12 protein-coding genes are annotated in these 11,842 nt (G+C 58.9%); 8 read left to right on the forward strand and 4 right to left on the reverse strand.

Annotated features, from left to right (window positions below):
• Positions 1-136: 136 nt before the first annotated feature.
• Positions 137-952: a phosphate/phosphite/phosphonate ABC transporter substrate-binding protein gene (locus tag ACO1VH_RS07080; RefSeq protein WP_486243806.1), complete on the reverse strand. Its 816-nt coding sequence runs from the start codon at positions 950-952 to the stop codon at positions 137-139.
• Positions 953-1,206: 254 nt separating this feature from the next.
• Positions 1,207-1,365, reverse strand: a complete 159-nt coding sequence (locus tag ACO1VH_RS07085; protein ID WP_486243807.1) for a DUF3309 family protein — start codon at positions 1,363-1,365, stop codon at positions 1,207-1,209.
• Between the two features lie 167 nt (positions 1,366-1,532).
• Between ACO1VH_RS07085 and ACO1VH_RS07090 the strand changes: the two genes are divergently transcribed.
• The 5 genes from ACO1VH_RS07090 (at position 1,533) to ACO1VH_RS07110 (ending at position 6,152) form a co-directional block, all read left to right on the forward strand.
• Positions 1,533-2,027, forward strand: coding sequence for a LapA family protein (locus ACO1VH_RS07090; RefSeq protein ID WP_486243808.1), 495 nt, complete (start codon positions 1,533-1,535; stop codon positions 2,025-2,027).
• Positions 2,028-2,103: 76 nt separating this feature from the next.
• Positions 2,104-2,517, forward strand: coding sequence for a hypothetical protein (locus ACO1VH_RS07095; protein ID WP_486243809.1), 414 nt, complete (start codon positions 2,104-2,106; stop codon positions 2,515-2,517).
• Between the two features lie 63 nt (positions 2,518-2,580).
• Positions 2,581-2,811 carry a DUF1289 domain-containing protein gene (locus ACO1VH_RS07100; protein ID WP_486243810.1) on the forward strand — a complete coding sequence of 77 codons (231 nt, stop codon included), beginning with the start codon at positions 2,581-2,583 and terminating at the stop codon, positions 2,809-2,811.
• A 196-nt stretch (positions 2,812-3,007) separates the two neighbouring features.
• Positions 3,008-4,702 carry a peptide chain release factor 3 gene (locus ACO1VH_RS07105; RefSeq protein WP_486243811.1) on the forward strand — a complete coding sequence of 565 codons (1,695 nt, stop codon included), beginning with the start codon at positions 3,008-3,010 and terminating at the stop codon, positions 4,700-4,702.
• A gap of 103 nt (positions 4,703-4,805) precedes the next feature.
• A complete protein-coding gene (locus ACO1VH_RS07110; protein ID WP_486243812.1) occupies positions 4,806-6,152 on the forward strand; it encodes a TAXI family TRAP transporter solute-binding subunit in 1,347 nt (448 codons plus the stop codon).
• Between the two features lie 42 nt (positions 6,153-6,194).
• Here ACO1VH_RS07110 and ACO1VH_RS07115 read toward each other — a convergent pair whose 3' ends face one another.
• Positions 6,195-6,656, reverse strand: coding sequence for a rhodanese-like domain-containing protein (locus ACO1VH_RS07115; RefSeq protein WP_486243813.1), 462 nt, complete (start codon positions 6,654-6,656; stop codon positions 6,195-6,197).
• Positions 6,657-6,724: 68 nt separating this feature from the next.
• Positions 6,725-8,107 carry a Na+/H+ antiporter NhaA gene (gene nhaA, locus ACO1VH_RS07120; protein ID WP_486243814.1) on the reverse strand — a complete coding sequence of 461 codons (1,383 nt, stop codon included), beginning with the start codon at positions 8,105-8,107 and terminating at the stop codon, positions 6,725-6,727.
• A 444-nt stretch (positions 8,108-8,551) separates the two neighbouring features.
• Between nhaA and glnA the strand changes: the two genes are divergently transcribed.
• The 3 genes from glnA (at position 8,552) to glnL (ending at position 11,824) form a co-directional block, all read left to right on the forward strand.
• Positions 8,552-9,967 carry a type I glutamate--ammonia ligase gene (gene glnA, locus ACO1VH_RS07125; RefSeq protein WP_486243815.1) on the forward strand — a complete coding sequence of 472 codons (1,416 nt, stop codon included), beginning with the start codon at positions 8,552-8,554 and terminating at the stop codon, positions 9,965-9,967.
• A gap of 212 nt (positions 9,968-10,179) precedes the next feature.
• A complete protein-coding gene (locus ACO1VH_RS07130) occupies positions 10,180-10,659 on the forward strand; it encodes a DUF4124 domain-containing protein (protein WP_486243816.1) in 480 nt (159 codons plus the stop codon).
• Positions 10,660-10,750: 91 nt separating this feature from the next.
• Positions 10,751-11,824, forward strand: coding sequence for a nitrogen regulation protein NR(II) (glnL, locus tag ACO1VH_RS07135; RefSeq protein ID WP_486243817.1), 1,074 nt, complete (start codon positions 10,751-10,753; stop codon positions 11,822-11,824).
• The last annotated feature ends 18 nt before the right edge of the window (positions 11,825-11,842 follow it).

Consider the following 11,842-nt stretch of genomic DNA (forward strand, 5'->3'; position numbering starts at 1 on the left):
CGCAAAGCAACAATATACTGTATGAAAACACAGTATATTGCCTGTCGCCGTAAAAGTCACGCTTTCCATTTCGGCACCCCAAAAAGCAAAAAGCCGCATGGCAGATGCCATGCGGCCGAAAAGGGGATGGAGCGGATTACAGGCCGAGGCGGGCGGTTGCTTCGCTCATGACGGCGTCGTTCCATGGCACGAAGCCGGTCATGTTGATCTTCGACAACGCGGTGCGGCCGGCGTCGTTGTTGGACAGATCGAGCAGCAGGATGCGCAGTTTGTCACGATCGGCGGCGCTCAGCTTTTTCGACACAACGAATTGCTTTATTGGGACGGGTTTGGTCTCCGCCAGAATGCGTCCACCTTTGTCGACCCAGCTCTTGGCAACCTTGGCCGAACCGGTCACGCCGGCATCGACGAAGCCGTTGTCGATCATGAATGGCACGGCGTCCTGATAGCGGGTCGCCGTATAGGCGCGTTCCGGCTGCGGGAAGCCCAGCTCATTCAGGGCGGCGGTGAACATCGTGGTCGTGATCGATTCGATCGAGGGCACGCCGATCTTCTTGCCGCGCAAATCCTGCATCGACTTCAGCGGCGAATCCTTCTTCACCATCACGTGCGCGCGATAGTCGGTGTAGCCCTTGGCCGTCGCCAGACCTTCATAGCCGTCTTTCTTCACGGCCAGCAGGCCGACGTGCGCCGGATGAATGAAGGCCAGATCGTACTTGCCTTCGGCCAGGCCTTTTTCCAGCGTGGCGTACTTGTCGACGCTTTGCACGCGCACGTTCTGCTTCAGTTCCTTGGACAGCAATTGCAGCAACGGCTTGTAGCGCTCGCTGGCCGGACCGCCGTCCTGATAGGTCACACCTTCGTTGACTGCCAGCACAAGATCCTGTGCCGCTGCCGAACCGATACCGGCAACCAATACCGTCGCCGCCAGAAAAGTCCTGATTAATTTCATGTGTCGCTCCAAGTATCTTTTTTATTAGTAATGCTTATTGGGAGTGAATGTTACATTAATCAGCTAGTGTGAGAAGAGATTTTCTTGCTGTGTGTCAGCATGTTTGTTTTCCGCAAAAGAACGGCGCGCCAGCAGAAAAGCGCCGGCCTGTGTGGGGAAGCGAAATGGCAGGAAAAGATGGGGTTGCCCCGTCTTGTCGCGAGGATTTTTACATTTTCTATTTATCGAAGCGAGGCGATAGCGAAGCGCAGGTATCAGATATAACCCGTCAGCAGCATGATCAGCAGGATCACGACCAGCAGTCCCGTGATGCCGCTTGGTGCATAACCCCAACTCCGGCTGTAGCCCCAGCTGGGCAGCGCACCGATCAGGATCAGGATGAGAATGACGAGAAGAATGGTGCCGAGCGTCATGATGGCCTCCTTTGCCGGGTGGCGTTTCTGTCGTAGACAGACCAGCGTAGATGCGGAAGGACAAAGGCATCTGTACGCTGTCGAACACTGCAGACGAATGGAAGCCGGCACAATGTACTGACATCTTTTCTGACAAAACCAAATTTCTGAAAAATCGAGGAGGCGCCATGCAAATTCGTACCGTGTTGTTCGTCATCATCCTGGGCGCCATTGGCGGGTTGGCGGCACTGAACTGGGAAACCTTCAATGCGCCGACCGAGCTGTGGCTGGGCGTAACGACGGTGCAGGCGCCGCTGGGACTGGTGATGCTGGGGCTGACGGCAGTGCTGACCGCGTTTTTTCTGGTCTTCATCATCTATCTGCAATCGTCGGTGCTGCTGGAGGCGCGCCGTCACGCGAAGGAGCTGCAGGCGAACCGGGAACTGGCAGATCAGGCGGAAGCCTCGCGTTTCACCGAACTGCGCCGTTTCATCGAACTGGAACTGCGCTCCGTCGTGCAGCAGGACACCGAAACGCGCACCGCGCTGCTGGCACGGCTGGACCGTCTCGATACGGAATTGATGGCGGCGGTGAACCAGTCAGGCAATACGCTGGCGGCCTATATCGGCGAAGTGGAAGACCGGCTGGAGCGCGACGGCAAGGTGGATCGGCCACTTCCTTAATGTTTCTACATGGAAATAAATCGAACCGCAAAGGTTACATCGGCTAAACTGTCGAAGTTGCTTTTCGGAACGATCCATGGCGAAGAAGGGACAATCGGACAATTCCACGGTTTACATCCTGCTTGCGGTGGTGTGCGCCATCCTGTGCGCGGCGATGTTGTGGATGTACTTCGACTACAAGCAGCGCACGGCGTCCTATGTGGCGTATGCGAATTTTGGCCCGATGGTCGTGCGCAATTCCGATTTCTCCATCCGGGCCACGGTAGCCGTGCAGACGCGCAATGCCGATGTCTCCTGGTTCGAAAGCAATAAAAGCGCGGTGAACTTTGCGTTGCAGGCAGCACTGGCCAAGGCCGATCCGGCGCGCGTGCGCAAGCCCGACGGTGTGGCCTACGTACAAGGCTTGTTGCGCGATTCGGTCAATGGACGGCTGGGAACGCAGGCGGCGCAGGACATCGTGCTGACCGATTTCCTCATCCAGCAAAACTGATCGACTGCGGCCGTCGCGGGCAGGCATTACAATGCCGTTACCGCAATCGCGAACGCTGCACCGATGAGCAACAACAATTCCGACAATCCCGACGACCGTTCCGCCGACGCAGGCCGCAACAGCCTGCGCCCCGATTCTCCGTGCGCAGGTTACTGCTCCACTTCGCATGGCGACGAAGTCTGCAAGGGCTGCGGCCGTACCTGGGACGAAGTGCTGAACTGGATCATCTACACCGACGAGGAAAAGGCCGCCGTCTGGGCGCGTCTGGAAGCGGCCGGGCTGGTCAAGCGCTAGCGTTGCACTGATATTGCGCTGATTTCGTACAGTTTTTTCGGCACTTCTCCGAACTGCGCGCCAAACCTGGCAGGCCGAATTCGACGGTATTTCAGCTGTTGCCGCAACGGCAAGCCAGGCCGGCAACACCGCATGCCGATTGGACTTCAAGGCAGGGAATCGGTAGACTTGTGGCCTTTTTCCAAGGGCACTCTTCATGTCCGTCACGCCCGATTCCCCTGTTGATTCTTCCGTTGCCGATACCGCCGATGCGGCGCCTGCCGAATCCGGTAACGAAACGCGTGCCGTTTCCTCCGACCTGATTGCCAAGGAAGTTGCGCGCCGCCGCACCTTCGGCATCATTTCCCACCCCGATGCGGGTAAAACCACGCTGACCGAGAAGCTGCTGTTGTTCTCGGGTGCGATCCAGCTTGCCGGTACCGTTAAGGGACGCAAGAGCGGCCGCCATGCGACATCCGACTGGATGGACATCGAGAAGCAGCGCGGCATTTCGGTCGCCAGCTCGGTGATGCAGTTCGAATATCGCGATCACGTGGTCAACCTGCTCGATACGCCGGGGCACCAGGATTTTTCCGAAGATACCTATCGCGTGCTGACGGCTGTAGACTCGGCGCTGATGGTGATTGATGCCGCCAAGGGTGTCGAGGAACAGACGATCAAGCTGCTGAACGTCTGCCGCATGCGCAACACGCCTATCGTCACCTTCATGAACAAGCTGGACCGCGAGACGCGCGATCCGCTGGAATTGCTGGACGAAGTGGAGTCGGTGCTGAAGATCGAATGCGCGCCGGTGACCTGGCCGATCGGCATGGGCAAGAATTTCCGCGGCGTCTATCACCTGCTGCGCGACGAGATCATGCTGTTCGCGCCGGGCAGCGAGAAGGCCGACCAGACGTTCGAGATCGTCAAGGGCATCGACAATCCGAAGCTGGCCGAGATGTTCCCGCTTGAAATCGAACAGTTGAAGATGGAAGTGGAGCTGGTGCATGGCGCCTCGCATCCTTTCGATCTGGATGCCTTCCTGGCCGGAACGCGCACGCCGGTGTTCTTCGGTTCCGCGATCAACAACTTCGGTGTGCGTGAAATCCTAAATGCGCTGCTCGACTGGGCGCAGCCGCCGCGCGAGCGCGATGCGACTGTGCGTGCCGTGCAGCCGACCGAAACGCCGTTCTCGGGTTTCGTTTTCAAGATCCAGGCCAACATGGACCCGGCGCACCGTGACCGCATCGCCTTCCTGCGCGTGTGCTCAGGTCGTTTCGAACGCGGCATGAAGGTCAAGCATCTGCGTTTGAATCGCGAGATCAAGCTGTCGAGTGTCGTCACCTTCATGGCGTCCAGCCGCGAGCAGGTGGAAGAAGCCTATGCCGGCGATATCATCGGCCTGCCCAACCACGGCAACATGCAGATCGGCGACAGTTTCTCTGAAGGCGAACTGCTGCAGTTCACCGGCATTCCGTATTTCGCGCCGGAATTCTTCCGTTCGGTGCGTCTGCGCAATCCGCTGAAGATCAAGCAACTGCAGAAGGGTTTGCAGCAACTGGGCGAAGAGGGCGCAATTCAGGTGTTCAAGCCGGTCAACAGCAGCGACATGGTGCTGGGCGGCGTCGGCGTGCTGCAGTTCGAGGTGGTCGCCAGCCGTCTGATGAACGAGTATGGTGTCGATGCGGTGTTCGAAGGCACCAGCATCAGCACTGCGCGCTGGGTATCCTGCGACGACAAGAAGAAGCTGGCCGAGTTCGAGAAATCGTCGGCAGGCCATAATCTCGCGCACGATGCGGCGGGTAATCTCGCCTATCTGGCGACATCGGGCGTCAACCTGCGGCTGACGCAGGAGCGCTGGCCGGATATCGTTTTCCACGAAACGCGTGAGCACGCCGCCAAGCTGGATTGATCCATCGCTGTCAATGCACGGGTTGTTCGCCGTGCATTGACAGGCATGCAATTGATGCAACATCATGCGAGCGATCGTATCGATGTTGCCGATGGAGACGTGCATGCCGAAAAAATTCAAGTTCACCAGTTTTTCCCTGCGCGATTTGCTGATCACGATCGGGCCGTTGACGGTGCTGATCGTCGTCCTCGGTTATTTCGCCTACAAGCTGGTCAACCCCTTCCCGCCGAAGGAAGTGACAATCTCGACCGGGCAGGAAAACAGCGCCTACGCCTCGTTCGGCCGGCAATATGCCGCGTCACTGGACAAGTTCGGCATCAAGGTCACGCTGAAACCATCGCAAGGCGCACTGGAGAATCTGCAGCGTCTGAAGGAAGACGATTCCGATGTCGACATCGCCTTCGTGCAGGGTGGCTCGGCGCAGCAGGAAGATGCGGAAGAGTACGGACTGGTTTCACTTGGCAACCTGTTTTCCGAGCCGGTCTGGCTGTTCTATCGCGAAGGACTGGATCTGCAGCGGCTGACGCAACTGAAGGGTTTGCGCGTCAATGTCGGCGCGGAAGGCAGCGGGATTCCGAAACTGTTTCGCGATCTGCTGAAGGTCAATGGCGTGAAGGAAGACAGCGTGCGCATCAGTACACTGGACGACAAGCCGGCCGCCGATGCGCTGCTGGCAGGCCGCATCGATGCCGCGGTGTTCAGTTCCGCGCCCAATAGCGCGTTGATCCAGAAGCTGCTGCGCGCATCGAAGATCGACCTGTTCGATTTCTATCAGGCGGAAGCCTATTCGCGGCGCATTCCGTATCTGTCGCCGGTGACGCTGCCGCGCGGTATCGTCGATCTGGGACGCGACCAGCCACCGCGCGACGTGCATCTGATTGCGCTGACGACCACGCTGGTGGCACGTGAAGACCTGCATCCGGCATTGATCAATCTGTTTGCACAGGCTGCCGTGAATATTCACGGCAGCGCCGGCTGGTTCCGCAAGCGCGGCGAATTCCCGAACGCCAGCTATGCCGATATCCCCGTGGTGCCGGCCGCGATCAAACTGTATCGCGACGGTCCGCCGCTGTTGCAGCGTTACTTGCCGTTCTGGGTCGCCAATTTCTTCGAACGCATGTGGCTGGTGATTGTGGCGCTGGTCGCATTGATCCTGCCGCTGTCGCGCGTGGTGCCGCCGCTGTATGTGTGGAAGGTGCGTTCGCGCGTCTATCGCTGGTATGGCGAACTGCGTGTCATCGAGCAGACGGTGGAAGAGGCGCCGCCTGAATCGCGTGCCGAAGTGTATGCGGCGCAGTTCCGCCGGCTGGAGGAACTGGACGACAAAGTGAATCACATTTCGATTCCGTTGTCGTTTGCCGATGAACTGTATCGCCTGCGCAGCAGCATCGGGCTGGTGCGCAAGCGCGTGTTGCGGCTGATCGAAGAGGAGGCGGCGACGCGCAAATGACGTCGCCGTCCTTACCGAAGTTGCACGACTAGCTGTTCCGAATCATGCACCGTTCCATGGCAGGCCGGCCTTGCACCAGCCGTTGACGGTCTTGCGATGGCCTTCGCCATCCTTTTCTCCCTCGAACCCTTCCAGGATATCGAAGCAGTTCGCGTAGCCGTTCTCGGTTGCTAGTTTGGCTGCATGCCGTGAACGCACGCCGCTGCGGCACAGAAATAGCACGATGTCTTCCTTGCCGGCCGCCTGCCCCAGTTGCGGCAGGAATTCCGGATTCGGCGTGCCGCCCGGATAAAGATTCCATTGCACCGCACTCTGTTGTTCGGGCGTGATCGCGGGGCGGCCGATCCAGTCGCGTTCGGCGTTGGTGCGTACGTCGACCAGTTTCACTTTCGTGTCTGCCTGCAGCAATGCATAGGCTTCCTGCGGCGTCATCGCGCCGGCATAGGGAAGTTGTTGTTCCTGCGCGCGTTGTTTCGCGATGGAGATGATGTCGGATGGTTTCATGGCGGTTTCCACGTAAATTCGATTCTTGCAGCCGGGATGTGCTTCATGCGCTTCTCGACATGTCGCGCTCAATGTTGTGATGACAGTTGCCGATCGGCGGAATGTGCCTGCCTTCTGGCTCGGATGACACCCCACGTCAAGCCAAGTATCGCTGCGCAGAGCGAGGCAAGCAACACGCCGAGTTTGGCCGCGCCAAGCAGGTTGACGTCGGTAAAGGCCAGGTTGGCAATGAAGATGGACATCGTGAAGCCGATGCCGGCCAGCAGGCCGACCAGGCAGACGCCGCCCCAGTTGACGCCGGGTGGCAGTGCGCACAAGCCGAGACGGACGGCGATCCAGCTCGCACTGATGACGCCCACCGGCTTGCCGATGACGAGCGCCAGCAGCACGCCGAGCATGACGACAGCCGAACCGTTGGCGGAGAGATCGACGCCGTCCAGCGTGACGCCGGCGTTGGCGAGCGCGAAGATCGGCATGATGCCGAAGGCTACCCACGGATGCAGTGCCATCTGCACGCGGCTGACCGGCGGTAGCAGCGCGCGTTGCGCCTGACGTAATTGTTTCAGCGGCTCGGCCAGATTGTGTGCTTCGACTTTCGGCGCTTCATTGTGCGTCCATAGCTCCTTGACGGCCTGCGCGGCCATGTCCAGCGGGCGTTCGCGGGTGCGTGTGGCGACGACAGGCGTCATCAGACCGAGCACCACGCCGGCCAATGTCGGATGCGCACCGGTCTTCAACAGGCCGATCCAGAGAATGGCACCCGGCAGCACGTAAGCATAGGCGGAACCGGCGCCGATCTGCTGCAAGCCCAGCACCATCAGGATACCGATCGCCGCGATGGCGAAGCCGCTGTAATCGAGCCCGGCCGAATAGAAGAGCGCGATGATCAGAACGGCGGCGATATCGTCGATGATGGCCAGCGCCAGCAGGAAGATGCGGACGTTGACCGGAACGGAGCGGCCCAGCAACGCCAGCACGCCGACGGCGAAAGCGATGTCGGTTGCGGTCGGAACCGCCCAGCCATGCGCCGGCGTGCCGGTGTGGTTGAGCGCGAGGTAGATGAGTGCGGGCACCATGACGCCGCCAGCCGCCGCCGTCAGCGGTAAGGCGGCCAGTTTCAGACTGGCCAGTGCACCTTCATGAATTTCGCGGCGGATTTCCATGCCGACGACCAGGAAGAACACGGTCATCAGCACATCGTTGATCAGGAAATGCAGTGATTGCGATACGCTCCAGTCGCCGAAGGAAAAGGCGACTTCGGTATGCCAAAGATGGTGATAGCTGTCAGCGAAAGGAGAATTGGCCCAGATGAGGGCGATGGCCGCTGCGGCCAGCAGTACGACGCCGCTGAAGGCCTCGATATGCAGGAAACGCTCGAGGGTGGCAAAGGCGCGTTCGGCAATGCGTTGCGCGCGCGGCAGGGTGTTCTCTTGGGAAAGAGATTGGTTCATGGTCAAATCCATATCTTCGCGTGGCGGCCCGACCATCGCGTTGCCTGTCGGCTGCGAATGCAGCACGAACACCCGAACAAGATTTTACACAGGCAAGGAATGCCTTGCAATTCGTCTCACATTGCGGAATATTTCGGCCAAATCATTAACATGCCCTATGCCGGTGCGCATTGAAATTTGTAATGCACTTTTATGGTGCAAATTGTAAATTTGCACCGAATACGTGCACTGGTTTTGCACCTCTCAAAACGCTGCAAACCCGCATAAAACCTGCAATTTAGCGCTGCGCCTCGTTCGGGTGCGGGCCGCCGATTTTCGCAAAGTTGGTGGCATGGAATCTGCTATTATTCCGGCGAGTTATGGACGCATGCTGTTTGACGCAAGCCTCAGCACGGATCACAACCCCCAACAAATTTCGTACGTTCCCAATTTTAGGAGATTCGCATGGCAAGGACGGCCGCAGAGGTCTTGAAGATGGTGAAAGACAACGAAGTCAAATTCGTTGATTTCCGCTTTGCTGATACACGAGGCAAGGAACAGCACGTCACCGTGCCGGTTTCGCATTTCGACATGGACAAGTTCGAATCCGGCCATGCTTTCGACGGTTCGTCGATCGCCGGCTGGAAGGGTATCGAAGCGTCCGACATGCTGCTGATGCCGGATCCGAACACGGCCAACATCGACCCGTTCATGGAAGAGACGACGCTGTTCATGCAGTGCGACGTCGTCGAACCGTCCGACGGCAAGGGCTACGACCGCGATCCGCGCTCGATCGCCAAGCGCGCTGAAGCCTATCTGAAATCCTCCGGCCTGGGCGACACCGCCTACTTCGGTCCGGAACCTGAATTCTTCATCTTCGACAGCGTCCGCTGGAAAGTCGACATGTCCGGTTGCTTCGTCAAGATCGATTCCGAAGAAGCATCGTGGAGCACCGGCGAGAAGATCGAAGGCGGCAACACCGGCCACCGTCCGGCAGTCAAGGGCGGCTACTTCCCGGTTCCGCCGGTCGACAGCTTCCAGGACATGCGTTCGGAAATGTCCCTGATCCTCGAATCGATGGGCATCCCGGTCGAAGTGCACCACCACGAAGTGGCAGGCGCCGGCCAGAACGAACTGGGCACCAAGTTCTCGACGCTGGTCGAGCGCGCAGACTGGACTCAGACGATGAAATACGTCATCTGGAACGTCGCGCACACCTACGGCAAAACGGCAACCTTCATGCCGAAGCCGGTCGTCGGCGACAACGGTTCGGGCATGCACGTTCACCAGTCCGTCTGGAAGGATGGCAAGAACCTGTTCGCAGGCGACGGCTATGCCGGCCTGTCGGAATTCGCGCTGTACTACATCGGCGGCATCATCAAGCACGCCAAGGCGCTGAACGCGATCACCAACCCGGGCACCAACTCGTACAAGCGTCTGGTTCCTGGCTTCGAAGCACCGGTCAAACTGGCTTACTCGGCACGCAACCGTTCGGCTTCGATCCGCATTCCGCACGTGTCGAACCCGAAAGGCCGTCGCGTCGAAGCACGCTTCCCGGATCCTTCCGCCAACCCGTACCTGTGCTTCGCAGCACTGCTGATGGCAGGTCTGGACGGTGTGCAGAACAAGATCCATCCGGGCGAAGCAGCGTCGAAAGACCTGTACCACCTGCCGCCGGAAGAAGACAAGCTGATCCCGACCGTCTGCGCCTCGCTGGATGAAGCGCTGGAACATCTGGACAAGGATCGCGAGTTCCTGACCCGCGGCGGCGTGTTCAGCGATGCGATGATCGATGCCTACATCGAACTGAAGATGACCGAAGTGCAGCGTTTCCGCATGACGACGCATCCGATCGAATTCGACATGTACTACTCGCTGTAATCAGCCGTCGAAGATCGAAACGAAGCGGGAAGAGCGCAAGCTTTTCCCGCTTTTTGTTTTCTTGCGCCCCGGTTTTGCACATGGTGCATCTGATCGCGCGCGGCATGGTGCGATGCATCGATTTGGTGCCTGCGGCCGGCGACCATTGTTTGTCAGCCCGAGTTACTTGGCATAAACTAAGGCCGCATTTAACACTTTCAGACAGAAAGTTTATGAAACGTCAATTCGCCTTCCTGTTGTGCTCCATCATCGTGCTTCCGGCACTTGCGCAAAGCGACGTCTATCTGTGCATCGACGCCAACGGCAACAAGGAATACAAGAACACCGGCTCCACCGCGCGATGCAAGAAGGTCGATCTGCCGCCGATGACGACGATTCCGGCACCGGCGAAAAGTGTCGCACCGGCATCGAAGTCGACGCCGTCCGCGCCGTCTGATTTTCCGCGCGTCGACGATTCCGTCCAGAAGGCGCGCGACAATGAACGCCGCCAGATCCTGCAGGACGAATTGCGCAAGGAAGAGAAGAAGCTTGCGGATATCCGGGCCGAATACAACAACGGACAGCCGGAACGCCTGGGCAGTGAGCGCAACTACGCAAAATATCAGGAGCGCACCGCCACGCTGAAGGACAATCTGGCGCGTACCGAAAAGAATGTCGAAGCCCTCAAGCGCGAACTGAACAACCTGAAATGAGCGCGTGCGGCATCGGTATGATGTTTGCTTGAGTCTGGCCGCATGATGCGGCCATTCTTTTTTGGCTATTATTTTTGTTGTCTGGATTCCCGTGAAAAAAAGTGCGATTGCATTCGATGGCCTGGATCTGCTGGCGTCGGCCGTCCTGGTGATGGATGGCGCCGGCCGTGTGATCTATGCCAATCCGGCTGCGGAAAACCTGCTCGAGAATTCGAGCAAGGCGCTGGTCGATCACACGTTGCCGGAACTGTTCCTCAACAGCGAGGAACTGCAAGGGATGTTCGAGGAAGCGCTGGCACACCAGTTCGCCGACAAGCGACAGGACTTGGCGCTGGAGCGCGCCGGGCGCGAACCGTTGCAGGTGCATGTCGTCGTCACAACGCTCGACGATCCCGAAATGCCGGTACTGATCGAGCTGCGCGAGAACCTGCAGCAACTGAAGCTGGATCGCGAGGAACGCCTGCTCGACCAGAGCCTGGCCAACAAGGAACTGATCCGCAATCTGGCGCACGAGATCAAGAATCCGCTCGGCGGCATACGCGGCGCGGCGCAGCTGCTGGAGCTTGAAATTCCCGAGCGGCACTTGAAGGAATTGCGCGAATACACACAGGTCATCATCAAGGAAGCCGACCGGCTGCAGACGCTGGTGGACCGCCTGCTGGCGCCGCACCGCCGGCCGCATATCGTCGGCGACGTGAATATCCATGAAGTCTGCGAGCGCGTGCGCAGCCTGATTGTCTCCGAATTTCCGAACGGCCTGAAGATCCAGCGCGATTACGACCTGTCGATTCCCGAATTTCGCGGCGACAAGGAACAGCTGATTCAGGCCGTGTTGAACATCGCCCACAATGCCGCGCAGGTGTTGTTGCCGCAAATGGCGGACGACGCGGCGGAGATTACGTTGCGTACACGCATCGCACGGCAGGTCACGCTGGCCAAGGTGCGCTACCGGCTGGCATTAGACTTGCATATCATCGATAACGGACCGGGCATTCCGCCCGATATCCGCGACCGGATTTTCTACCCGCTGGTGTCGGGCAGGGATGGCGGCAGCGGATTGGGATTGACGCTGGCGCAGACATTCGTGCAGCAGCATCTGGGTGTGATCGAATGCGAAAGCCGGCCCGGATACACGGATTTCAGAATCCTGATTCCATTGCCGTGAGGCGGGATAACAATATTG

The sequence above is a fragment of the Oxalicibacterium sp. genome (assembly GCF_057353965.1).